Genomic DNA, 26,692 nt, shown 5'->3' with positions numbered 1-26,692 from the left:
CATGTTCTAGTATAGACATCTTGCACAAGGAAGGAAAGAGAAGGAAATGGATATGAATGAATTTCAGGAATGGGTAAGCGGATTTTACAAGAAGCGGGAATGGTCGCAATATAATTCGTTTATTCGGGTCGGCTTTTTGATGGAAGAGGTCGGGGAGGTGGCCAGAGTGGTGCGGGCCCTGGAAATCGGCCGTGATCGTCCGGATGAGACGCAGTTATCTTCGGCGGAGCTCAGACAGGAGCTGGTTGAGGAGTTGGGCGATGTATTGGCCAATCTGTTGATTCTGTCGGAGAAATACGGGATCGGTCTATCCGAGATTGCCGAGGGCCATATTAAAAAGCTATCGGAACGCTTCGGTATGGCGACGACGGCAGAATAGAACATAGATATAGCAGAAAGCCGTTGGATAAGACAAAGGGATGTTGAGGGGGAGCGGGATCTGTGTCGGCTTGGCCAGCCCGGGAGGCTGCTTCTTCGCCTGGGAGAAGCGGCCTCCCTTTCAGCCGAGGAGAGGTTAACCTTTCAGCAAAAATTGGTTGCCGTCCGGATCAGAGAAGCTGGCATAGGTTCCCCATTGCATTGTATTGGGTTCCCCATTGAACTCTACTCCGTTCGCCTTCATCGTTGCGTATGTCGACATGATGTCGTCACATTCGAACACGATGGAGGCTTTTTGTTCCTCCCAGCCCTTCATCATCGAGCGCGGATAGAGGACGAGACGGCTCCCGCCTCCTGCCGGAGCGACTTCAAGCCACAAGGAGTTGGGACCCATAGGATGCTCCGCGGTGACCGTAAAGCCGACCTTCTCGGTCCAAAAACGCTTGGCTTGCTGCTGAGCTTCGACATAGACCGCAACGGTCGCGATTTGCTTGATCATGAAAATGCCTCCTTTTTTCCTTAATATGCCCGAGCGCCAGAAAATATTGTATCCATACGCAGACTGGCCGGCAAGCGTATCTTTTGGGGAAGTACGCTTTGAGAGACCTGGCGGGTGCATTTACAATGCGGCCGAATTTGTGTATAATACATACCCGTTAGGGTATATTGTCGTTTGTTTTTTTGTTCTCTTTCATACAGTATGGGGTATCTGTCAGGAGGGAGAAGCCGATGTGGATTCTCGTCGTCTTATTGATAATGGGCCTTCTGTATGCCGTGTGGACGCAACGTCCTGTGCAAGGCCTTCACTATTTGCAGCCTCATGAGCTTCAGGCGCTTCGCGAGGGGACTTCGCCGGTGAAGCAGGTGGATGTGCGCGAGCCTGCCGATTATTATTGCCGCCATATGGAGGAGGCGGTGTCGATGTATGTCGGCCGTATGCCTTATGTATGGAGCCAGGTGCTGAGTCCTGGGGATACGGTGGTGCTGATCGGGGCGCGGAAGCGGCATATCCGCAAGGCGGCACGGCTGCTGAAGCGCCGCGGCTTCAGCAGAGTGTACGGGTATATGTACCCGTGCGAGGCGTTCGCGACGTGCGTGCATCCTTGCTGCGGCTGCGCGTAAGCGAGCAGCCACGCGGCCAATGCAGGCGGCGGCGCCTCCCGGCAGGCCGGCTCGGCTGCAGGAGCGAGCTGGCCTGGCAAGAAAGACAGAGCAGCCGGAGTGAGTTAGCGCTGCTCTGTCAGTATGAGCGGGCCATGCTTCGTGATGGCCACGGTGTGCTCGTATTGGGCCGACAAGCGGCCGTCCCATGTGCGGGCGGTCCAACCGTCATCATCGATCCACATCTCGTGCGTGCCTTCGTTGAGCATGGGCTCGATCGTGATGACCATGCCTTCCTTCAGGCGGAAGCCCCGGCCGGGCTTGCCGACATGGACGAACTTCGGCTCCTCGTGCAGGGCGCGGCCGACCCCATGCCCGAGCAGATCGCGGACGACCGAGTAGCCATTCGCCTCGGCATGGCTCTGGATGGCGTGGGTGACATCGCCAATCCGGTTGCCCGGGATTGCCTGCTGAATGCCGAGATCGAGGCATTCCTTCGTGACCCGCATCAGTCGGCGCGCGGCGGCCGATATGTCGCCGACCGCATAGCACCATGCGGAGTCGCCCACCCATCCGTCGTACACCGCGACGACGTCGATTTTGACGATATCGCCATTCCGCAGGGGCTCCGGGTTGGGAAATCCGTGAGCGATGACATCGTTCACCGAGGCGCAGGTCGCATACGGAAATCCTTTGTAGCCTTTTGTATATTGCTGCCCGCCCTGCTCTTTAATATAACGTTCCACGAAATCGTTCAGCTCCAGCGTGCTGACGCCGGGCCGTATGCGCTTCGCCAGCTCGCGGTGACAAGCCGCGACGAGCTGCCCCGCCCGTCTCATCTGCTCGATCTCCGCTGCCGTCTTCAGCTTCACCATCGCGTTGTCTCTCCTTCATCCGAACCTGTTCATTGATGTCCTTGGTCCTTTTGTGGTTCCTGCAACAAAATCTTGTGTCACTTCACCGGAAAACTGCTTTTTACCGGAAACGGTCGAACCGGGCGTTGTCTCAGCAGGCCGCCGAGCGGTGGAGACGATCCGCCGGCCATGCCGGACAAACACCCGATTCAGAGTCTTTTGCAGTAAATATATGCCTGAAATGCGCGATGGTGATTGGGGACGGAATAATTAGCGGTAGTTCGCCGCGATGCCGGAGGCCAGGTCGCGGATGCGCAGGCGGACCGATTCCGGCTCCAGCACCTCGGCTTCGGGGCCGAAGCTGAGAATAAAGCCGTACAGCCAAGCATTGTCGGGCAAGGAGACGTTGGCGATCGAATGCCCTGTCTCCTCCTCCTGCAGCGCTTCCGCTCCGAACCACTCCTCGGCCGCATGCCGGATGCCGGGACCGAAGCGAAGCACGAGGGAGACGAGGCACTCGGGCGCATGCCAATCCTTGTCCCATGGCCGGTTCTCCAGGGAGATGTCTTCCCGCTGGAATCGGAGATCCAGCGGTTCCAGCCGCTTCATCCGGACAAGCTTGAAGAAGCGGAATCCGAGCTTGCCGGTGCAATAAGCGTATAAATACCAGGCATGGCCCTTCAGCACGAGGGTGTAGGGGTGAACGGTCCGCTCCGTTGCTTCTCCTTCAGCGCTGCGATAGGAGAAGCGGACGGCCTGCCGCTCTTCAATCGCTTTTTTCAGCGCCAAAATCATCGCTTCCAGCTTGTCATGGTTCCCCCAAGGGGTTAAATCAACGACAAATTGCTTCGTCCGGAACTGGAAGTCTTCCGCTTGCGAGGCGGGTATAATGCTGCTGATCTTCTCCACCAGCATGGCATGCCCTTCATCCGGATAAGAGGAGGACACGCTCTGAAGCGCGGTTACGATCGCGGCCAGTTCCTCGTTCGTCAGCACATTCCGATCCAGACGGTAGCCTTCGGCGAGCCCGATGCCGCCGTTCGCTCCCTGGTAGGTCACGATCGGAATGCCGGCTTGATTAATCGCATCGATGTCGCGGTAAATGGTGCGAATCGAGACCTCGAACCGCTCCGCCAAGTCTTTGGCCTGCACGATGGGGCGATTCAGCAGCAGAATGATGATATTGAGCAAGCGATCGATTTTCACAATAAGCGTCCTCCACAGCATTGATATCGTTCGGCGGCCTCCCTTGGCGGGATGCTGCTCTTTCCTCTATTGTAGAGGATGGGGGAGCGGGGGGAAAGAGGCGGGCCAGGAAGGGGAGAGCGTTCATTGACTTTTCGTCTTCAGGCCGATATCATGAAATAATATACTAGATATATACTAGAATCTGATCGATAGAGCGACGGATTAGCGTGAGAGACTATGGTAGAGGCTAACGATACAGACTAACAATAGATTAACGCTAGAGATTAACGATACAGATTAACGATAGAGAACTGCAAGTAACGATGAATTGAAGGAGCGTACAGGATGACGAGCAGACCAAGCCGCACTACGTTTAGACAGCGATTGGACGAAATGGTTACCGTGCTGCGGGACGATATTATTACGGGCCGTCGTGCCGCCGGCGATTATTTGCCCTCGGAGGTGGCGCTTGCGGAACAATTTCAATTAAGCAAAAATTCGGTCCGCAAAGGCTTGGAGCGGCTTGTCGAGGAGAAGCTGATCGAGAAGGTGCCGCGGGTCGGGAACCGGATCGCCGATCCGGCGGCGTCCGGCACGGTGCTGCTGCGGTTCGGATATTACCGGTCCGTCATCCAGGAGGCGGCCCTGGACCAACTCATCGAGCGCTTCCAGCAAACCCATCCGCACATCCGGGTCGAGCTTGTTCCCCTTCCGTACGAGAACTATCCCGATGCGGTCTCCGGCTATATCGGGCATGACATGCTGGATGTGGCGACGGTCAATTACAACGATTTCCGCTGGCTCGCGGATGAGGGGCGCGATGAGCTGCTGGAACCGCTGGATCCCCGCCCGGAGCTGTATCCGTTCATCGCGGACTGCTTCCGGCATGAAGGGAGGCTGCTGGGCCTGCCGCTCATTTTCTCGCCGGTCATGCTCTGCTACAACCGGGATCATTTCCTGGCGCTAGATCTGCCCGAGCCGGACAGCAGTTGGCGGTGGCCCGACCTGATGGCTGCGGCGGAGCGGCTCGGAAGGGAGCCGGGCACGTTCGGCTTCTATTTCCATATGCTCTCGAACAACCGCTGGCCGGTGTTCCTGCTGCAGAGCGGCGGGCGGTTCGAGCCCGACGGAGCGGGACATGTCCCTGTCTGCGGTACGAAGCTGATGGAGGGCCTCCGGCTGACCCGCGAGCTGATCGACAGGCAGAGCGCGTATCCGGCCTATCTGTCGGAGAATGATATGGATGCGGAGCGGCTGTTCCTGCAGGGCAAGCTGTCGGTCATTATCGCAACCTACTTCAGCCTGAATCATTTGAAGGATGCGCCGTTTGCGTTCGAGGTGGCGCCGCTGCCCTACTTGAACGAAGCGAAGTCGCTGCTGCTCGCCATCGGCCTGATGGTGAACCGGACGTCGGCGGCGAAGGAAGCGGCGCTTGAACTCGTCGCTTACTTGCTCTCCTACGAGGCCCAGCTCCATATCCGGCAGCATACGTTCAGCATTCCGGCGCACAAGAAGGCGGCGGAATGGAACGGGCCGGAAATGTTCCCGCGGCCGAGCCGCTTCTCGATGTACCGCGAGATTATTCCGACCCTCCGCTTTTTCACGGAGCTGGGGCTGCGATCCGCGGACCTGCAGGACGTGTGCAATGCGTTGAAGCTGTATTGGTCGCGTCTCGAAGACGAAGCAGCGATGTGCAGCAGACTGGAAGGCCTGCTGGCCGATGGGGCCGCCCGTTAAGGGCGGTTTTTTTGTTCATGAGAAAGAACGCCCGGGTCATGGCCGCCCAGTTCGCTTCTGTCTTTAATTCGTCTTTTAAAAAACAGGATTGACAGCGCTTTCTTCGGGGTCTATGATTGTTTACATACCAGATATGAACTACAACTTGTCTGGGTCATTGCAATTCATGCGTGATGAATCGGAAGCAATACAGAATTTTATAAAAAGAGAGCAGGGAAGGGAGGCGGGGTCTGCCTAATCATCTTCATTCGAAGCCGGTGAGAAAATGTGTGCGAGGTCGGAAACGAAGGGGATTAGTATACATCTGGATTATAAAAGCTATGAATAGAAGGGATGGTCTAACAAGATGACGAAACGTTCCAGTCTGTTGATGCTGGCCTTTGTGCTGGCGTTGTCCATGCTCCTGACGGCTTGCGGCTCGGGGGGAGCGGGAAGCTCCGAGTCCCCGGAGAAGGAAGCGGCCAATTCGGGCGCAGGCCAGCCGGAGGGCCAGCAAGAGCAAGCGCTGTCCGGCACGCTTACGGTATGGATTCATCCTTATGTGTCGGAGGAGAAAAAGAACGACATGAAAGCGGTGTTCGACGGCATTATCGCGGAATATAACAACAAATATCCGGATGTGAAAGTAAAGCTGGAGGAAATCCCGTGGAAGAACCGGGAGCAAAAAATATTGACAGCGCTGGCGGCCGGGAACGGGCCGGACGTATTCTATCAGCTTCCCGACCAGATCCCGCAGTTCGCCAGCAAGGATGTCCTTGAGCCGCTAACCCCTTATATGGATGACAATCAGATGGATGATTTCACCCCGGGCGCGTTGGCGGCGGCCACGTATCAGGAGACGCTGTACGCGCTGCCGATTCTGCAGGAAGCGCAGCTTATGTTCTACAACGCGGACATTATCAAGGAGATCGGGGAGGACCCTTCGGCCTTGCCGCAGACATGGGATGAGTTCAATGCGTGGGCCGAGAAGGCCGTGGCCAAAGGCTATTACGCCCGCGATTTCAACGGCGGCGCGGCATGCTGCAACGGTACGCTGTATCCGATTCTGTGGCAGCAAGGCGGGGACGTCATCGACGGAAACGGCGAGATCGTCATCAACAATGAAGCGGGCGTCCGCACGTTCCAGATGATTAAAGAGATGTATGACAAGGGTTGGATTCCGAAGGATTCGATTTCGAATCAGGATCAGTTGGCCGAATTCCTGTCTGGCAAGATGCTGGCGGTCTGGGGCTCGGGCTACACCCAAACCGTCCTTAAGGATGAGAAGTTCAATTATGCGGCCGGCCCGCCGCTCAAAGGCGCGGAGCAAGCCAGCTTCGGGACGGTCGGCATGTTCGCCGTGCCGAAGAACAGCAAAAACAAGCAAGCGGCGGTGGAATTCATCAAAGTCTTGACCAATACCGAAGCGCAGAAAAAGTTCAACAAGCTGGCCACTTATATCCCGACCCGGAAATCGGCTTCGTCCATCTATGAAGGGGATAAGGATATGGAAATGTTCCTGGAGGTAACGGCTTATACCCGTCCTGGCGTAATGAGCCCGGTGGCCCGCACGATTATGCCGAAAATCCAGGCCGAGATCGCCGCGATGCTGGAAGGCGGCAAATCGCCGCAGGAAGCGGCGGATGCGGCAGCCAAGGCGATTCAGGACGACATGAAAAAAAGCTGACTCTTGGCGGAGAGCGGCGGGAGGGCGCGGACCGGAGCTTGCCGGCCGCCGCTCGGCCCGCTGCCTTGCGTGGCGCGGCCGGCCTCATTAACAGGGATGGAAGGTGATATCACGTGCAAACAGTGAAGCAGGGAGCCGCGGCTCGGGAGTCTGCCATCCGGCGGCCGCCGGGAGAGCGGTTCCGGCAGGAATTCCGGCGGAATGCCATTGTGTATGTATTTTTGATTCCGATACTGATTCATTTTCTTGTGTTCCAGCTGTTCCCGCTGGCCTTCAGTCTCGTGCTGACGTTCATGGACTGGCCTATCATCGGCACGCCGGCCTTCGTCGGCTTTGAGAACTGGAGTTATTTTTTCACGGATGAGATTGCCTGGAAGGCGATCTGGAATACGGTGCTCTTCTCGGTCTACTATATCGTGCCGACGATGGGAGTCGGGCTGCTGCTGGCGCTGCTCGTCAATTCGGGCGTGCGCGCGGCGGGTTTTTTCAAGAGCTTGTACTTCTTGCCCGTCGTCACTTCCTTCGTCATTATCTCGGGAATCTGGGCATGGATGTTCAAGGGAACCGAGTACGGCATGATCAACTATGTGCTCAGCTGGTTCGGCATCGAGCCGCAGCTGTTCTTCTCGAATTCGTCGCAGGCGCTGCCCGTGCTGGCGGGCCTGAGCATTTTCAAGGTGGCGGGAAGCACGATGGTCTACTATTATGCCGGCCTCAAATCGATTCCGAATCACTTGTACGAGGCGGCCAAAATCGACGGCGCCGGCCGCTGGCGCACGTTCTGGAGCGTGACGTTCCCGCTGCTGCTGCCGATTCATTTTTACGTTGCCATTATTACGACAATCGGTTCTTTTCAAATTTTCGATTCCGCGTTTCTCATTACGGGCGGCGGACCGAACTATGCAACGATGACTCTGGTGTATTACTTGTATGAGGAAGGCTTTACCGGACTTCGCCTCGGGTATGCCAGCGTGCTTGCGTATATATTGTTTTTCATCATTTTCGCGATATCGCTCGTACAGCGCCGCGTGCTGGGCAAAGAGGTGCATTACTGATGCGCGCCCGCAGTGAACGCCGGCATCCGAAGGAGGGGCTCGCATGAATATTCGTTTGAAGCACAAGGCCGTCATTTATGTGCTGCTCGTCATTCTCGGCATCCTGTTCTTTTTTCCTTTTGCGATGATGATTCTCGGTTCGCTGCAAAAGGTGGAGAAGGCAACGGCCGATCCGTTGTTCTGGATTCCGACGAATCCGACGCTGTACAATTTCACGTACATTATCGGGCAGAGTTCGTTCCTGCATTGGATTAAGAACTCGCTTGTCATCACGCTGATCCCGGTGGCGACCCAGATTTTTTTCGGGGCGGTGCTCGGGTATATTTTCGCCAAAAAGCGGTTCCCCGGCAGGGAGATCGTGTTCTGGCTCATGATGGCTGTCGTCATGGTGCCCGGCCAGCTGCTTATTATTCCGAAGTATATCATGTTCAGCCAATTCGGCTGGATTAATACGTACGGGGCGATTATCGTTCCGGAGCTGTGGGCCATTATGGGGGTATTCCTCGTAAGGCAGTTCATGATGACGATCCCGAAGGATCTGGAGGAAGCGGCCTACATCGACGGCGCGGGGGATTTCACGATTTTCTTCCGCATTATGCTGCCGCTGGCGAAGCCGGCCATCGCGACGATCGGGACGTTCGCGTTCATCAGCTGCTGGAATGATTTGTTCACGCCGCTGATTTTCATGACGACGGAAGAGATGTACCCGATTACGGTCGGACTGGCGTCCCTGCTGACGAAGGAAGGGAACTTCGGGATTGAAATGGCGGGAGCGGCGATTTCCTTTGTGCCGACTTTCCTTATTTTCGTCTTCTTCCAGCGGTATTTCACGGAAGGGATCGCCATGTCCGGTATCAAGTCTTAACACCATAGAAAGAGGAGATTACCCATGAGAGCAGTCGTATCTACAGATGGCGTCGTCCACACCGTGGAAAAGGAGGCGCCGGTGCTCCGGCCCCATTTCGTGCTGGTGGACACCGTCTATTCGGCGATAAGTCCGGGAACCGAGATGTCGATGCAGCAAAAGGTCCAGGGGCCGTTCGCCCTGGGCTACAGCGCCGCCGGCATCGTCAGAGAGGTCGGCGAGGGCGTCGGCCATCTCCGCCCGGGAGACCGGGTGGCCTGCTACGGAGCGCCGTTCGTCAAGCACGCTTCGCTGCTTGCCGTGCCGAAGCATCTGGCTGCGCCGCTGCCCCCGCAGGTATCGCTGCGGGAAGCGTCCTTCGCGGGGCTCGGCGCCATCGCGATTCACGCGCTGCGGCAAGCGCGGCTTCAATTCGGGGAGCGGGTCGTGGTGGTCGGCCTCGGCATCCTGGGGCAGATCATCGCGCAGGTGGCCCATGCGGCAGCCTATACCGTCATCGGCTATGATCTGCTGCCGGAACGGTGCGCGATGTTGAAGCAAGCCGGCGTCGAGGCGGCTTATGCCGACCCGCAGGAGCTGGAAGCGGCGATTCGCGAGCTGACGAACGGCGAGGGCGCCGATGCGGTGCTGCTGTGCGCCGGCGGCAGCGCGACCGATCTAATCGACAAGTCGCTCGGCTGGCTGCGGGATCGCGGCAAGGTCGTCATCGTCGGCGACCTGAAAATGGAATTCGACCGCGAGCGCATGTTCGCGAAGGAAGCGGAGGTGCTCATCTCGCGGGCGGGCGGGCCGGGACGGTATGCGCGCGACTACGAGGTAGGCGGATTCGATTATCCGATCGGCTATGTGCGCTGGACGGAGGGCCGCAATGTGGCCGAGTATGTCCGCCTGCTGGCGGCGGGCCGAATTCGCGTGGATCCGCTTATCTCGGCGGAGCTGCCGATGGAGAAGGCGGACATCGCCTATGCCCGCTACAAGCAATCGCCGAAGGATACGATTGGCGTCGTGCTGCGCTATGCGGACGCCGGCCGCTCATAGGAAGCGGCGCGTATGAGGCGGCCCGGTCCGGGCTTGGATGCGATCCAGATCCGGACCGGGCCGTTGCGCGTTTGGCTCGGCGGGGCGTTCACTTGGTGACGGTGTCGCTTGTTTCCGCGCTTGTTCAGTCGCGCGTTTTCGCTGTTGCTTGGCTCTGCGTTTTTCCGGCTGCCCTAGCTGCACGGTGTGCTGTTGCGCGGCCCCCACCCCGGGGCGTCCCGGTAAGCGCAAGCCCGACTTCCTCCATCACTTCGCGCGCGATGGTCTTTTCCAATATATCGGGCACGGTCCCCTCCCCGTTTTTTTCGAGTATAGCGGATATATTCCTGGCATGTCTTGACGGTCGCCAGTTCGTGTCCGTTCTGCCTCCTCATGTTCAAGGCGCATGGGCGCGGTTTACTTGAGCTGTCTCCAGGAGGCCCACATTTCCGGCGGATTCAGTTCGTAGATGCTGTTCTCCCGGTACATGAATTGGTGCATGACGAATTCCCGGCGCAAGGTCGCGAAGTCGTCGTGATAGGAACGGATGAACGCGTTGATCTCCTGTTCCGTATATTTCCGCCCGCTCTCCAGGCGGGAGACAAGATGCTCGAGTACGATGAGCTTCTTCTTCAATTGGGCCGGAATGGTCTTCAAGCGGCCATCCGCCGTGAAGAAATTGTTGATAACGGACTCCTGGTATTTCTGTTGGGCTTCTTGAACCTGCATTAGGCTCTCCTCCTTCCGGCCGGCATGGCGATAGATGAAGTCAAAGGTCGCCGTCGCGTTCACTTTCATAAAGTAATGGTTCAGTGAAAAATAGATCGTGTTTTTGTCCCGGCGCTCGTTAATGAGGGCCGCCTCCCTCAGCTTGGCCGCATGGTGGGTAATAGTGGCCGGGGTGACGCCGAGACGTTCGGCCAGCCGCTGTCCGCTGTATTCCTCCTGGGCGATAAGGACGAGCATTTTGATGCGCGTCGGGTCGGAGAGCGCCTTATGATACGCAACGATCTTTTCCAATTGCATGTATGCCTCACCCTTTATATTCACATAATTTAATGACCACCTAATAAAACATTCGTTAAATTAGATGGTAATTAAATAAGGTTCCGCTGTCAAGCCGCATTGGCGAATCTCGTAAGGTGCGCAAGGAGCGCATGCAGACATTGGCCCGATGGTGTAGCGTCTGCGAAGCCGTAATCAATAAAATTTGAAATAAATTTATTATATAGTAAAATATGCATATAGCGACTTGCAAAATCAGTCAATTACCGGCGGAAAGGGTGATCCTTATGGAAAATAGCGACCATAAAGAACCGATGATTTTTGATATCCATGTCACAGAAGGAACCCACTATGAGGTAGGCAAGCAAAGGGCGATTACATTTAAGGAGCATTATCCGGAAGATATTGACTACTATATCACTCCTCTGGAAGGACAGGATTTTCTCTGTGCGTCAGAGGCCCATAAAAGAATGATGATGATTGATAAAATATGTCCCGGGTTTACGGATGAAATACAGGGATTTGCCGATGAAATAAATACGGAACCGGAAAAAATAGTATGTTACGCCAATTCATTTCATACCGCACCAAATTGCTGTCAATTCGCCGTACTACCTTCAAATACAAGTGACGGGCACTTTTACGTTGGGAGAAGTTATGAGTATTTTGTAAGAGACGAGAGAAGTTTGTGCATTACCCGAGTAAAAGGAAAACCCAAGCATATGGGCTTTTCATTGCAAAATGCCGGACGAATGGATGGGATGAATGAATATGGACTCGTAGTTACCATGTCGAGCACGGCATATTTAAAACCTCTGGAAGGGCACGGATGTGAGTTCTGGATTGCCATTCGGGCTCTTCTGGATCGCTGTAAAGATGTATATGAAGCCCGGTGCCTGCTTGAAGAGATGCATGTATGCACTAACGCGAATATCCTGGTCGCAGATGCTTCTAATCATGCATCTGTCTTCGAAATTGCCAGTTTCTCTTCGCACAAGAAAAAAATAACCGAACGTAAACCGGTGGGTGACCTCATCCTTGCTACCAATCACTATGTGAGCAATGAGATGCAAGAATTCGATGAATATCATTTCTGGCACTCGGAAATGCGTTATACCGCGGTCTGGAATACTTTATTGCGGGAAGCGCCGAACGTTGATCATGAAAAGATTACGAACTTAATGTCGACAAAATATCCTTTTGGCCCATGCTGTCATTATTATTCAAGTGGAATGGGAACGCTTAGAAGTATGATATTTGATGTAACAGACAAGAAATTAAAGGTTAGTTTTGGCCCTCCGGATATGAATGATTGGCACTCTTTTGATTTTGATGAGCCCGTAGGAATTCATGAAGTTGTGTGCGAATATGAAGATGTGAATATCGATGATCCGGATCAATTTTGGAGAGAAATGTGATGTAACAAAACCGACAAGGCGTAGAGATAAGGGTCCTATGGATAAAAACATCTCCGAACCACCGTAGCATGCCATGTGTGCAAGAAGCTTGCTGCGGTGGTTTTTTTTCCTCGGCTCAGGCATAGGTGTGCTCGACAATGCTTTTTCTGAGGGAACCCGATCGTAACGGTACAAGGAAGGAAAAACCTGGCGGCTCTTTGCAGGCAATAGGTTTTTTTATTTTGGATGAAACAAGCGCATTTACAAAGTTCAAATAAAGTTCATATAATATTGGTCTTTTGTACAAATTAATCCAGCAGGTGTTGAAAATGGTTTGCGAACATGCTACATTGAAGATATTGGAATAGATTCCTTGTATTTAAATCTTGTGGACATTTTGTAAATAAGAAGTGCTAATGCAATTTTTTTCAGTCCGGAGGGGACTATGGCATGTCAAATGAAAAGATTCTCTATCATTTAACTGAACCGCAAAAAAGAATTTGGTATACCCAAATGATCTATCCCAATTCATCGATGTATAACATTGGAGGAACTGTTTTTATTGAAGGGACTGCCAATCTTGAAGCTCTCGAGAAAGCAATTTGTATCTTTGTCAATTCACATGATGCTTTTAAAATTCGGTTGTTGGTTCAGGATAATCAGCCCAAACAATATTTTTGCCGGGAAAAATATGATTCAGTGGAACAAATTGACCTGAGCGATAGAGTTGAGCCTGCTCTGCACTTGAAAAAAATTTGTGATCGTAAAGCAAGAGAGTCTTTTGAATTAGAAGGCTCTCCATTATTTGAATTCATCATATTCAAACTAAATAATGAAAAATCAGGGTACTTTGTAAAAATACATCATATTATTGCGGATGGATGGTCATTACAAATACTAACCCACCAAATATCCAAGATTTGTGAACAAATGTTGGCGGGGAAAGCTGATTTGTCGCCGCAACAACCAAGCTACAAAGATTTTATACATAACGATGCAGAATATTTACGATCACCGAAATACGCTAAGAGCAAACAGTATTGGTCCGAGCGATTTGAACAGTTGCCGGAACAAATGCCGCCTTTATCCCATGACGTTGATGGTGACAGGATCGTTAGCTTTTTACATAAAGAACAGTCCGATAAGATAATAGGTTTCTGTGAACGGCATAATATAACGCTGAATACCTTTTTTATTTCGTTATATCTTATCTATAAATTTAAAGTAACCGGAACCAAGGATATGATTCTCGGAGTTCCGGTGGTGGGCCGTTCAGGTAAAATAGAACGAAATACGTTTGGAATGTTTGTAAACACAATGCCTTTCCGGTTCGTCATGAATTGCGATGAGACAGTTCTGGATGTTATGCACAGGGTTTCAAAACTGTTAACGGTAAATTATAAACATCATAGATACCCGTATAATCATTTCCTTAAAGATATTAACCTTGCCCAAAAAGGATATGACAGACTATTTGAGGTTTGTATCAATTATTATGGGACCCAATTGAGTAATGACATAGATGGTTTACCTGTACATAATCACGAATTTTATAATGGCCAGCAGGAGTATCCTTTACAAATTATTATTCGCAACTGGTTGGATGATAAGGGAATCCAACTGGATTTTGACTACAAAGTAAGTGAGTACACTCAGGAACAAGTAATGGGGATGTTCAACCATCTAAAATTAGCAATAGATCTCATCTTGAGAGATGATCGTAAACCGGTTTCCGATTTTCTTTTAGTCACAGAAGACGAGAAACAGAGATTGGTATTTGATTACAATAAAACGGATACGGACCAGAGAAATGACCGCTCGATTATAGATTTATTTGAAGAGCAGGTTCAACTTACTCCCGATCGCGTAGCTATTGAATGCGGCAATGATTCTTTGACCTATGAGGAACTTAATCAACGCTCTAATCAATTAGCAGCACTTCTTACATCGAAGGGCGTGTCGAATCATGCGATCGTCGCAATCATGACCAAGCATTCCCTGGACACCGTAATCGGTATTTTAGGGATATTAAAGGCCGGCGGGGCGTATCTGGCGCTAGATCCCAATTATCCCAAGGAACGTATTTTGTTTTCATTGAAAGATGCTGGTGTAAATATTCTATTAAGTAATTTGGATCATCATGACTTTCAGTTTGCCGGCGAGATCATAAAGCTTACCGGTGAACTATATTCGAGCGCGCATATTCAGGAAAATATCAATGACTGCAGGCTGAATGATTTAGCTTATGTCCTTTATACATCCGGCTCTACGGGCAATCCCAAAGGAGTTATGGTCGAGCATCGTAATTTAGTGAATTATATCCATTGGGCTAGAAAAACCTATGTAACCGAACAACAGGAAATCTTTGCGCTTTATTCCTCTGTTGCATTTGATTTAACCGTCACCTCGATATTTACTCCACTGGTCAGCGGAGGAACGATCATCGTCTATCCTGATGTACAGGACTCATATATTTTTGACAGCATTTTGCAAAATAACAAGTGTACTATCCTGAAACTAACTCCCTCTCATCTCCAATTCGTAAAGACCTATGACAATAGAACGTCTCGTGTAAAGAAGTTGATTGTCGGTGGAGAGAACCTGAAGGCTGATCTGGCAAAGGAAGTATATGATTCTTTCGGGGGCAAAATCGAGATTTATAATGAATACGGTCCTACAGAGGCAACTGTTGGATGTATGTATTATAAATTCGACCCTCAATCAGACAAGTTCGGGGCTGTACCGATTGGTAAGCCTATTGACAATACTTATATTTATATCCTGGATCAAAACTTGAATCCATCTCCTCTGAATGTAAGCAATGAACTGTATATATCCGGTTCTGGAGTTGCGCGCGGTTATTTAAACCAACCTGAGTTGACGGCAGAAAAGTTTATGAAAGATCCATTTGTAAAAGATGGAGTTATGTATAAAACAGGGGATTTAGCCAAATTTATTGATTTCAAAACTATTGTTTATGAGGGCAGAAAGGATGAACAAATCAAAATCAGAGGCTATAGAATAGAGCCTGGCGAGATCGAAAATACGATACGGTTGTACAACAAAGGCATACAAAATGTCACTGTTGTTATGCACAACAGGCAAGAAGAGGCTAAATTTTTGTGTGCGTATTATGTAAGCGAGAATTCTATTGATGAGAATGGTTTGCGCCAGTTTCTTTTGAGACATTTGCCTGCTTATATGATTCCGGCATTTTATGTACGGGTTGATAAAATGCCTTTGACCATAAACGGAAAAATCGACAAAGGCAAATTGCCTTATCCCACTAAATCTGGCGATAAAAAGCCGGATATAAAATCCTATCATGAAAATGAAGTGGTTTTATTAAGTACAATTTCAAAAGTATTGGGACTTCCGTCTGTAGAACTGGATGACAATTATTTTCTGTTAGGCGGAGATTCGATAAAAGCGATTTTAATATCATCTCGTTTAAATGAAGATCACTATACATTAAAAGTCAAAGATATTTTGTCACATCCGGTACTTGGTGAAATGGCGGCCTTTATGCAAAAAAGAGAGCAAAAACATGTCAGCCAAAAGGCATGTGCAGGAAGTATGCCGCACACCCCCATCGTACACTGGTTTTTCTCCAATGATATTGCAAATCGGGATCGTTATTGTCAAAGTGTTCAATTAAAATTCAGCAAGAAACTTCCTCTAAAAACAGTAAGCGAAATTCTGGGGGAGTTAGTGAAGCATCACGATGCGCTTAGGCTGAACTACAATGCAACGAAAGACACATTGTATTTTAATAACAAATATTTAACACAAGATATAGCTATAGAAGAATGGGATTTCTCTGAAGCGGATCGCAGTCAATTCAATTATGAAGTGAATCGTGTGAAGGCTCGACTCATCTCCCAAATAAAAATAGATTCGGGGTTGTTATTGCGTTCCGCCATATGTCATACACGGGATGGAATGATATGGATTATTGTAGTTCACCATCTGGCGATCGACGGCGTATCATGGAGGATCATACTTGAAGATATCCAAACGATGTTAAGGCAAACGGATCATATGGAGAAATTCAGCCTGCCTTTGAAAACAAACTCTTATCAGGAATGGGCCAATTTCTTGCAGCACTATAAAATTAGCAATGAGTTCATGCCTGAAAAGGCACTATCACAAAATTTTTATAATCAGGCCCCCAATGAAAATAAGATTCACAAGCTATTTCATATATTGGATGAAGAGACTACAAAAAATTTAGTCACTTCAGCAAATAAACCTTATAACACCAAGACCGTGGAACTTCTGCTTGCTGCCTTAGCTTTGGCCATCCCGAATATGGGTAAGACAGAAGAATTCATAATTGAAGTAGAAGGTCATGGAAGAGATGAAATATACAATGATTTCAATATTTCCAGAACAGTAGGTTGGTTCACGACTATCTTTCCGGTTGCCGTAACATCCGGACCCTATGATTTGGCGATGAGTATTAAAGCTATTAAAGAGACCTATCGTTTATCCTCAGAAAAAAGCCTAGAGCATGCGATATATTGCATGAGACATAATCAATGGGATAAATCAACGTTCATCAGGTTCAATTTTTTAGGGGAATTCCAAACTCATTATGAGTATTTCGAGTTGAGTTCTGATGTATTAAACCACGATAATGAAATGACGAGTCTCATCGAAATGGATTCCATGATTGTGGAAAAGCGATTGAAAACGGCAGTTCGAGGAAGGTCGCCACTTTTAGCGGAGGATTTGAACCGGTTGCTGGATTATTATCATGAAATGATCCAAAGTATTGTTCATCATTGCATGAATAAAGGTGATGTGGATTATTCGCCATCGGATTTTAGCAAGAACGATCTTTCACAAGGAGAATTGGACTTATTGTTCAGCGAGTCATGATGTCGAGGGAATTGTAGAATTGAATTTTCGGTAACCGGGAGACTCTTATGGAAAAGTACAAGTTGATTTGTATTCCTTATGCTGGTGGGTCGGAGACGTGTTATGCGCCTCTGAAGAAATACATGGATCAAAATATGAACATGCACACTGTGGAATTAGCGGGCAGGGGGACAAGAGCGAAACACCCGTTTTATAAGGATATTCCAGCAGCTGTGGAAGACATACTAGAAAATATAATCCCTTATATCAGAAATGATAAATATGTATTATTCGGACATAGCATGGGGAGCATACTTGCTTGCGAATTAGTATACAGGCTGATGGATTTAAACTATCCCTTGCCTGTCATGACGATTGTCTCAGGAAGAAATCCGCTCGGGAGTATTGATCATTCCCAAAAAATTCATGATGCACCTATCAATGAATTTACGGAGGAAATTTTGAAAATTGGCGGGACCAACCAAGATATTTTTAAGATTGAAGAACTTAGCTCCTATTTTGTACCTATTTTGCGTGCTGATTATCGGATTGTTGAAAACTATAACTATACGGAAAGAGGCAAAAAAATGCCGTGTAGAATGACCGTGTTTTATGGCGCGGATGATCAAAATACGGACGAAAATGAGCTGGAACAATGGGCAGAGTATACTGAGAAATCATGCACATTGAGACGTTTTCCAGGCGGTCATTTTTTTATAAATGAGTCGGCTGAAGAGGTTGTAAAGGCAATAAAAGAGATGTTAGAAGAATAGGTGATCTGCAACAAATCTCTCCTATCAGGAAAGGAAAGGTTAAAATGAGCCAAGCTTCCACTCTCCAAAAAAGTAAAGTAAGGGATATTATCGGATTAAATGAGCTGCAGAAAAGCATGCTTTATTACTATATTCAAGATTCCTCCAGTGATGCGTATTTAGAGCAAATTGTATTTCTCTTGCCGGAAAATATAGTTGAAGAGAGATGTGTTCAAGCTTGGAAGGCCGTTGTAAATTCACATGCAGCTTTACGCTCCGTCTTTCGGTGGGAGGGCTTGAAAGAGCCGGTACAAATTCTTCTAAAGGAAATGCCCGATCCTATATTTTTTGAGGATTTGTCCTCTAAAACATTACCGGAGGATATAGAGAATTATATTTTTCAGAACGATAGGGAAAAGAAAATAGATATCACAAAAAATCCTTACCGCATCACTTTTTACAAAATCAATGAAAAAAATCAGTATGCTGTGTCATTACTTAGCAACCATATTCTTTTTGACGGTTGGAGCACCTCTATTCTGGTAAATCAATTTATTCAAAATTACAAAAAGCTTGCAAATGGAATTCCATTAGCTCCCGCGGATGAAGATGACAGTGTTTTTTTATGTAAAAGAAGAAGCGATGAGACAGAAGCTTTGCGGGAATTTTGGAAACCGCATTTGGAAAATTGTGTACAACAGCCTTATATAGAAGAAGTGAGCATGGAGTGTACCAACAATGCGATATCAAATGCTTACTATGATTTTCCTATACTCGATGATATTTGCCTGGAAAATGGAAATGAAGCAGCAGCTTATTATTTGGCATGGGGCATCTTCTTAAATAAATATCTGAATATACGCAATGTGATGTTCGGTACAACGGTATCCGGCCGTGTAGATGCCGAGCCAGGCATCGAAAACGCCGTAGGAGTCTTTATCAAAACGATACCGCTCGCGATTCCATTTGATCATGAAAAAACGGTGGATGAACTCTTGGCAGAAGTACGAAACTTTCTAACCCAGCGTTCGGATTACGAAGAGATAACCTACGCGGACATTCGTGAATATGCTCAGGTCTATGATCGAGACAGTCTCTATAATTCAATCGTAGTTATTGAGAATTATCCGATTGAGCAAAGCTTGCTTCAATATGACCGAGATATTTATATTCAGAAATATTTTTTCAGAGAGATGTTACAATCGGAGCTTGTGCTGCAGATTAACCTATTCGATAAGTCTATTCGAATCAATTATAACCAAAATAGGTATTCGGACGAATTTATACAAATGATGTCCGAAAATTACCTGCAGATATTATCTGAAATTACGTATCGTTCAAAATCCCAATACTCTGAGTTACAAATCGTTACACAAAAACAAAAAGAAACTTTATTAGGAAATCATCAAGATGAGATGTTTGCGACGAAATCCCGGACCATTCACGATTTGCTGCTGCAAGCCGTAAGTAAATATCCGCAAAAGACAGCTCTTTATGATTCAAGGGAGTCGTTAACCTATACCGAATTTTATGACCGTATTCAACTTATGTCGGGTAACTTGCAAAGAGTGATTGGTAAAAAACAAGCAACCGTAGCACTCATCATGAACCGAAGCGTGGATATGGTTGTCAGCGCCTATGCTGTTCTCTTTGCAGGCTATACTTATGTTCCTGTTGAGCCGGGATGCTCTGATGATCTAGTGCGGTTTATTTTACATGATTGTCAAGCGGACTGTGTCATTGTGCAGGATAAGAACAATCATCGAATATCCAATGCAGCAGTTTATTCGATGCATGAGTTAGTTGAACCTGTGCCGGCCTTGGCTAAAAGCAACATCACCAGTACACCGGATCAGATTGCTTGCGTTGTATATACCTCAAGTTCAACAGAGGGACTGAGAGGGTTTGCTCTTTCACATCGGAGTATTATTAATTTGCTGTATGAATTACAAAAAAACTGCACTGTACATAAAGATGATACTTATGTGCTAAGAACTTCTTATTCATGTGGTCTTTCGATTACAGAATTGTTCGGATGGATTCTTGGTTATGGGAAATTGTATGTTTCTTCCCTTGGTGAAGAGGCTGATTTCCGTGCCCTTAAGCAGATCATTCAGGAGAATCATATTACCCATATCAACTTTGCTCCTCATATGCTTTTGAATTTTTTACAAGAGGCGGATCGTCATTCAAGCGTCCTGAATAAAGTTAGATATGTAATGGTTTCGGGCGGAGTGGTTACTCCTCAACTGGCAGAACTGTATTATTCATATGTTGAACCATCTAATTTGGTAAGTTTCTATGGTTTTACAGAATCGGCCATTTATGCACTGTGCTATCCTGTGCCCAAAACCGGCAGTAAAGCCATGGTTATTGGAAAACCAATAAGGAATGTGCAGGCTTATGTGTTGGATTCCAGTAAAAACCTGCTTCCGCCTGGGGCGAAAGGATATTTATATTTGGCTGGGGCTTGCCTGTCGCCAGGATATGTCACGAACTCAGAGCTTACGGCGGATAAATTCAGCAAGAGCAAATTTTCTGAGGAAATTTTATACGAGACAGGTGCGGTTTGCCGTTTGCTTAAAGATGGCAGCTTGGAACTTGCAGAAAATAAACAAGACGACTTGGAGTATTGGAAAGACAAATTATGCGGTCATTCTTTCTATATTGATTTTCCTGCTGATTTTCCGGCGCCTGCGAATTTTCGCTTCCACGAAAGTGCTGTAGATTTCGAAATAACTGGGAAATTGGCGCAGGATATTCATTTATTATGCTTCGACACAAGATATCGCATATCTCCGGCGGCCATCCTGTTGACTGCATATTTTGTGATGCTCGATCATGTATGCAATCAACATCATATCGTATTGTTTGCATCATCGTGTGAAGATGCATTGCCAATTTCAGGCCGTTCCTTTACGTTAGGAAATCCTTTTCTTCCCGTTGGCGTAACTATTGATCATGCACAGCCGGTTATGAACTTGCTGAGTCATATACAGGAAACCTATTTAGAAGCGTGCCGCCATAATTCTGTTTCTCTGGAGCAGATCGTGAACACATTTTATTCAGATTTGAACTCCGGTGATATGTCATATTCACAGGCCGTTTATACTTTTCACAAGTCATCGTCTACGGAGCCGACGACAACTGATTGGATTAAGTATCTCTTGAAATTAGATATTCGTGAACAAGGCAATATTTTTAATGGGAAATTCACTTTTTCTAAGGATGCATTTGAAGAAGTAACGATTCAACATCTTGTTCATTTTTATAAGAGAATATTAGCAATCATTTCAACGGAGACTGCTGTTTCTATTAAAGATATGGGGGCATTGCTGCAGGAAGACGGCAAACTGAGCGGGGAACAGGAGATTGTACATTATCCATTTGACGAAATAAGCTTGACGGGTCTGTTAACGGAAGTTGTGCGGCAATATTCGGAACAAGCTGCAGTCATGGATGGACAGAGAGTGTTGACCTACAAGGAATTGGAACAAAAGTCGAATCAATTGGCGTTTGCGCTACAACAGCGCAACCCGGCAGAAAATGAAATTATCGGTCTTTATTTGGAACGTTCCTTAGAAAGCATGATTGCGTTCTGGGGAATTATCAAGGCCGGGAAAATCTATATGCCGTTGGATAAAAAAACTCCGAAAGCTCGGCTCCAGACCATGTTACGTGATTCAGGCGCGAATGCGGTAATCATGTTAGAAGAGGATACATCCGATTTTCATGATATCTCTGCAGATCTCATTTTCTTCGATACGGCGGTATCCGATAGCACAGAAGATGAAATTAAGTTATCCGTTCAACGAAGCTTGAATGACTCTGTTTATGTCCTGTATACATCAGGGACAACAGGTATGCCAAAAGGAGTTTTGTCCACCCAACGCGCTGTGTTGAACCGGCTGCTCTGGATGTGGGATCAATACCCTTTCGAGCCCGGGGAGGTTTGCAGCCATAAAACAACACTTAATTTTGTAGATTCTATATGGGAGATTTTGGGCGGGTTGCTAAAGGGGATTCCTACCGTCATTCTTTCCGATGACGAAGTGGAGAATCTTGAGGTCATGATTAGCAAAATGGAGCAGTATTCTGTAACTCGAATCACCTTGATTCCTTCTCTGATGAGTGTAATGCTTGAGCACTGCAATCATTTGGAAGCCCGTCTGTCATCCTTAAAGTATTGTATGGCAAGCGGGGAACCGCTGCATGCGAACATAGCGAACGGTTTCCTGGACAAATTGCCGCATGTGACTTTGCTCAATTTGTACGGATCTTCAGAAGTTTCCGCAGATGTGTGCTGCTTTCCGGTAGTAGAGAAACAACATCGAGAGATAGTTCCTATCGGTAAACCAATATATAATACGGAAATTCATATTCTAAATGAAGATTTAAACCCTGTACCTCATGGCAGTTACGGAGAAATATTCATTGGCGGCTACAATTTAGCGTCAGGTTATGTAAATAATCCAAAATTAACGGCTGAAAAATTTATAAATTTCGGGCACGGGAAAAGGCTGTATTCATCTGGCGATATCGGGAGATATCTTCCTGCCGGTGATATCGAATACAAAGGAAGGAAGGACAGGCAATTTAAAATTCGCGGCATCAGAATCGAACCGGGTGACATTGAAGCAGCCATCAGGCAGCATCCAAGCGTAAGACAAGCTGTAGTCTTGTTGCAAGGTTCGCAAATGAACGCCTATATAGCTGCGAATCCAAATGAGGAAACCGACTACAATGCTTTTTTGCTGGAACGAATCCCGAGGTATATGGTCCCAGACACCTTTACCGTTATAGATAAGTTTCCTACGCTTTCAAATGGGAAGATAGATATAGCGAATCTGAAATTAAATGCATGTGAAGCAACCAAAATAGAAAGTCAGCCTGAAAACGAAAAAGAAAAAAGGGTTTTGGAACTATGGAAAAAAGCTCTTAAAGTAAATGCGATCGGGGTTGAAGATGATTTCTTCTCTGTCGGGGGAAATTCATTAAAGGCCGTCGTCTTGCTGTTAATGATTAATAAAGAATTTAAAACGAACCTTAAAGTCGAAAGCTTGTTTCGCAACAGGACGGTAAGAGAACTGTGTTCGCTTATTGAAGAAAATAATCACTTCAACAATCATTTTATGAGTAGTCCGGACAGGCCTTACTATGAGGTGTCTCCATCTCAACAAAGAATTTATGTATTAAGTCAGATCGAAAAAAACGGGCTGCTTTATAATTTGCTCTTGGCAATGGAATTGAAGGGCAAACTGGATATTGCCAAGTTGCAGTACTGTTTTGATGTATTAATAGAGCGGCATGAATCGCTGAGGACGACATTTTCATTCGTAGATTCCGAACTGGTCCAAATTATTCATCCTTCCATTGATTTCAAAATCCAGTTGGAGGAAAGCAACGAAGAAAACTTGTCTGATCTTGTTCAACAGTTTAATATGCCATTTGATTTTACATCGGCGCCTTTGATGAGAGCGAAAATCGTAAAATTGCAAGAAGAGAAGCATGTATTGATTTTGAACATCCATCATTTGATATGTGATGGAGTATCCTTACAATTATTGGCCTCCGAAATCACCGCCTTGTACAATAATTGTGATTTGCCGCCCAAGACTTATCATTATAAAGATTACGTTGCTTGGTTACATTCGTATTTAAAAAGCGAAGATTTACGAAGACAAAAAGAGTTCTGGATGGACCTTTATAAAAGTGGACTTCCTGCTTTAGACTTGCCCACAGATTATCCACGCACAGCTAAGCAAAGCTTTGAAGGAAGCGGATATTACGTGACGCTGCCTCAAAGCTCAAGTGACATTGAAGCCTTCACTAAAAAACACCACATGACGATGTTTATGTATCTTTTGACGAGCTGTTATCTGCTTCTTCATAAGCTAACTTCTCAAACGGAAATTGTCATCGGTTTCCCGGTAGCGGGACGATTGCATCATGATACTCAGCAGATGATGGGAGTTTTTATTAACACGCTTGCCATGCCAAGCTACCCGTCCGGTGACAAGACTATCATCGAATTTATGAGAGAAGTCAAAGAGACATTTATACGTGTACTGGATAACCAGGCCTATCAGTTTGAGCAGCTTATCGTAGACTTAAATGTACCTAGAAATCTTAACAGAAACCCGCTTTTTGATGTTTTGATTAATATTCATAATCATGACGGCGAACAAGCGGCTTTTAACGGACTGGAGACGAAATATTTAAGCTATCCTACGCCGATTTCGCAATTCGATTTTTCCATTGATATTTATTATGGGAAAGAAAGGATCGACCTGGAGTTTAAATACTGCAATAAGCTTTTCAAAGAAGAAACAATACAAAGATACGCCAAATATTTTACGCGGATTGTCGAATTTGCCTACAAGCATCCGGATCTTCCGATTTCCGAGATCAAGTTGATGGATGAAAAAGAAGAGAAGCAGCTTCTGTTAGATAACAACAATACTCACAGGCTGATTAGGGAAGATGAGACATTTTTGCGTATGTTTGCGAAGCAAGTAAAGGCAAATCCCGAAGCGGTTGCTGTCATTTTTGAAGATAACGAATACTCTTATCGATATTTGGATGAGGAATCTGACAAAATTGCTGGAAAATTGATTGCATCCGGGATTAAGAAAAGAGATTCCGTAGCCTTCATAATGCGGCGCTCGCAAAAAATATTTACAACGATATTGGGCGTATTGAAGACAGGAGCATCCTATATTCCGCTTGATCCTGAATATCCGTCCAATAGGATAAATTATATTCTTGAGCATAGCGGGGTTAAGTTGTTGATCGGTCAAAGGGAGCTTATTTCCGGCTTGTCATATGAGCATACGGTTCTTGACATTGACAACGATTTTAAGGAAAGGTATGAACCCGTCTCTGTTCAGCATCAACCGGATGATTTGGCTTACATCATCTATACGTCGGGAAGTACGGGCAATCCTAAAGGGGTCATGATTGAAAATCTCTCGCTTGATAATTTTATAGCAGGAATCACCGATCACATTCCCTTTGATAGAACGAAAAAAATATTATGCCTGACAACGGTGTCTTTTGATATTTTTGCTCTTGAATGCTATATCCCTCTGGCCAAAGGAAGTGTCATCGTATTGGCTGGTGAAAAGGAACAGAGGGACATGGGACAGTTAAAGGCCTTAATCAAACGGCATAAAGTGAATATGCTGCAAGCCACTCCTTCCAGGGTTCAACTGATGATAGAGGACGAGAACAGCCGCTCCATGCTTGATTCTATTTCTGCAATGATGGTCGGCGGGGAAGCTCTTCCCATCAAGTTATTCAGCTTGCTCCAGGAGTATTATCATGGATCGCTTTACAATATGTATGGCCCAACGGAGACTACCGTGTGGTCTACGTTAAAAAGGCTGGATGATGCTCCATCCGTCACCATTGGCAAGCCTATTGCGAATACCAGCATTTACGTGCTTACAAAAGATCTGCAGCCAACTCCCGTGGGGATACCTGGAGATTTATATATTGGGGGCCTTGGACTGGCAAGAGGATATTTGCACAATACAGAACTTACGGACAAAAGCTTCATCACGAATCCTTTTGATCCGCAAAGCCGCATCTATAAAACAGGCGATGTTGTCAGATGGAATGAACAAGGAGAACTTGTATATATCCAGAGATCCGATTTTCAAATGAAGATGAACGGGTATCGAATCGAATTAGGCGACATTGAATTCAATATGATGAAGTACAAAGGGATTAAAGCGGCCGTTGTAGATAAAAAAAGGAACGAAAAAGGGGACTATTTGTGCGGTTACTATGTCTCAGATGATGAAATAGATCCGCAAAATCTGCGCCTATTTCTAAAAGAAAACTTACCTTCTTACATGGTTCCCCAATATATGGTTCGCTTGGACGAAGTTCCTTTGACGCCGAATAAAAAAGTCAACAGGCTCGCGCTCCCTGAGCCACAGCATGAACTGGACCATAAAATGTTTGATGCGGATTCCCTCAACGAGACAGAACAGATCGTTGCAAATATCTGGAATGAAATATTGGCGGCACCTGTCGGGCTAAACGATAATTTCTTCGATCATGGAGGGAATTCTCTGCTCTTAATGCGATTACACATGGAATTGAACAATAAGTTTCCGGATGTTATGGATATTACCGATTTGTTCGGATATTCGACCATCTCAACGATTTCTAACCTGATAGATGTCCGGATGAGCGCAAAGAATAAGGAATTCAAAGTGCGGAAAATAACTCTGCCTGGCGAGTTCTATAGTGACCGCGCGAGTGTCAAGAAAAATTCAAAACTCTCAATCGAGCTGGAGAAAGATACGTTCCGCGGGATAGAAAACTATGCACAAAAAAATGGAGTAAACGAAAAAGCGCTTGTTGCTTCAATTTACCTATACTCTCTTGCTGCGGCTGCAGATCTAGGCGAAATATTTGTTTACTCAGCAGATCTGGAAAGGAGTCATATTCAGGAGATTCATATTGACTTTCAGAATAGTGCCTTTGCTGGTATGGATGAGTTGGCAGAGACGGTTCATCGACAACTAGGTGAAAATCAAACTTCCTTCCCGATCTCCAGCACGCCACAATTGACGAACTACAGGTTTGAAGAAGGCAATGGAATTTCGATTTTATTGTGTCGCTCGGATGAGTATAACTCCATATTCTCTCATTTTGATCTGGTATGCATTTATTCGGGTAACGGCCATAAGCCGGAAGTTTCGATGGAATTTGACACAGCCTGCTTGAAAAAGGAAAAAGTAAGCAAACTACTGACCAATTTCGCTGAATATCTGGATTCCATATAAAAGGGAGGTTTGC

At 47.1% G+C, this 26,692-nt stretch carries 15 protein-coding genes; 11 read left to right on the top strand and 4 right to left on the bottom strand.

Annotation, left to right across the window (positions count from 1 at the left end; genetic code table 11):
• The first annotated feature begins 46 nt into the window (after positions 1-46).
• On the top strand, positions 47-379 hold the full coding sequence (locus L6439_RS22070) for a MazG nucleotide pyrophosphohydrolase domain-containing protein (RefSeq protein ID WP_168178288.1): 333 nt from the start codon (positions 47-49) through the stop codon (positions 377-379).
• Between the two features lie 135 nt (positions 380-514).
• Here the strand turns inward: L6439_RS22070 and L6439_RS22065 are convergent, their stop codons facing one another.
• On the bottom strand, positions 515-877 hold the full coding sequence (locus tag L6439_RS22065) for a VOC family protein (RefSeq protein ID WP_213470797.1): 363 nt from the start codon (positions 875-877) through the stop codon (positions 515-517).
• A 230-nt stretch (positions 878-1,107) separates the two neighbouring features.
• Here L6439_RS22065 and L6439_RS22060 point away from each other — a divergent pair, with 230 nt between their 5' ends.
• Positions 1,108-1,500: a rhodanese-like domain-containing protein gene (locus L6439_RS22060; RefSeq protein WP_213470796.1), complete on the top strand. Its 393-nt coding sequence runs from the start codon at positions 1,108-1,110 to the stop codon at positions 1,498-1,500.
• Positions 1,501-1,604: 104 nt separating this feature from the next.
• Here L6439_RS22060 and map read toward each other — a convergent pair whose 3' ends face one another.
• Both map and L6439_RS22050 read right to left on the bottom strand, forming a co-directional pair.
• Complete coding sequence (map, locus tag L6439_RS22055) at positions 1,605-2,354, bottom strand: type I methionyl aminopeptidase (protein WP_213470795.1); 750 nt, start codon at positions 2,352-2,354, stop codon at positions 1,605-1,607.
• A gap of 249 nt (positions 2,355-2,603) precedes the next feature.
• The gene (locus tag L6439_RS22050) at positions 2,604-3,539 is read right to left on the bottom strand and encodes a helix-turn-helix transcriptional regulator (RefSeq protein WP_213470794.1); all 936 of its coding nucleotides are present in this window, start codon (positions 3,537-3,539) and stop codon (positions 2,604-2,606) included.
• 327 nt (positions 3,540-3,866) lie between these two features.
• Between L6439_RS22050 and L6439_RS22045 the strand changes: the two genes are divergently transcribed.
• The 5 genes from L6439_RS22045 (at position 3,867) to L6439_RS22025 (ending at position 9,882) form a co-directional block, all read left to right on the top strand.
• Positions 3,867-5,258 carry an extracellular solute-binding protein gene (locus tag L6439_RS22045; protein WP_168178283.1) on the top strand — a complete coding sequence of 464 codons (1,392 nt, stop codon included), beginning with the start codon at positions 3,867-3,869 and terminating at the stop codon, positions 5,256-5,258.
• Between the two features lie 346 nt (positions 5,259-5,604).
• On the top strand, positions 5,605-6,924 hold the full coding sequence (locus L6439_RS22040) for an ABC transporter substrate-binding protein (protein ID WP_237096590.1): 1,320 nt from the start codon (positions 5,605-5,607) through the stop codon (positions 6,922-6,924).
• Between the two features lie 122 nt (positions 6,925-7,046).
• The gene (locus L6439_RS22035; RefSeq protein WP_213470863.1) at positions 7,047-7,979 is read left to right on the top strand and encodes a carbohydrate ABC transporter permease; all 933 of its coding nucleotides are present in this window, start codon (positions 7,047-7,049) and stop codon (positions 7,977-7,979) included.
• A 43-nt stretch (positions 7,980-8,022) separates the two neighbouring features.
• Positions 8,023-8,844, top strand: a complete 822-nt coding sequence (locus tag L6439_RS22030) for a carbohydrate ABC transporter permease (RefSeq protein WP_213470793.1) — start codon at positions 8,023-8,025, stop codon at positions 8,842-8,844.
• A 24-nt stretch (positions 8,845-8,868) separates the two neighbouring features.
• Positions 8,869-9,882 (top strand): zinc-dependent alcohol dehydrogenase, encoded by a 1,014-nt coding sequence (locus L6439_RS22025; RefSeq protein ID WP_213470791.1) that lies wholly within the window; start codon positions 8,869-8,871, stop codon positions 9,880-9,882.
• Between the two features lie 396 nt (positions 9,883-10,278).
• On the opposite strand, the gene L6439_RS22020 is transcribed toward L6439_RS22025, so the two are convergent.
• A complete protein-coding gene (locus tag L6439_RS22020; RefSeq protein WP_168178998.1) occupies positions 10,279-10,887 on the bottom strand; it encodes a DUF2087 domain-containing protein in 609 nt (202 codons plus the stop codon).
• 266 nt (positions 10,888-11,153) lie between these two features.
• On the opposite strand from L6439_RS22020, the gene L6439_RS22015 reads away from it, so the two are divergent.
• The 4 genes from L6439_RS22015 (at position 11,154) to L6439_RS22000 (ending at position 26,679) form a co-directional block, all read left to right on the top strand.
• Positions 11,154-12,284: a C45 family autoproteolytic acyltransferase/hydrolase gene (locus L6439_RS22015; RefSeq protein ID WP_213470789.1), complete on the top strand. Its 1,131-nt coding sequence runs from the start codon at positions 11,154-11,156 to the stop codon at positions 12,282-12,284.
• 429 nt (positions 12,285-12,713) lie between these two features.
• A complete protein-coding gene (locus L6439_RS22010) occupies positions 12,714-17,147 on the top strand; it encodes a non-ribosomal peptide synthetase (protein ID WP_213470787.1) in 4,434 nt (1,477 codons plus the stop codon).
• 47 nt (positions 17,148-17,194) lie between these two features.
• Complete coding sequence (locus L6439_RS22005; RefSeq protein WP_213470785.1) at positions 17,195-17,899, top strand: thioesterase II family protein; 705 nt, start codon at positions 17,195-17,197, stop codon at positions 17,897-17,899.
• Positions 17,900-17,943: 44 nt separating this feature from the next.
• The gene (locus L6439_RS22000; protein WP_213470783.1) at positions 17,944-26,679 is read left to right on the top strand and encodes a non-ribosomal peptide synthetase; all 8,736 of its coding nucleotides are present in this window, start codon (positions 17,944-17,946) and stop codon (positions 26,677-26,679) included.
• Positions 26,680-26,692 lie beyond the last annotated feature (13 nt).

This window comes from Paenibacillus dendritiformis (genome assembly GCF_021654795.1).
GTDB lineage: Bacteria > Bacillota > Bacilli > Paenibacillales > Paenibacillaceae > Paenibacillus_B.
The sequence above is the reverse complement of the archived record's forward strand: the minus strand, read 5'-3'. Positions and strand labels throughout refer to the sequence as shown.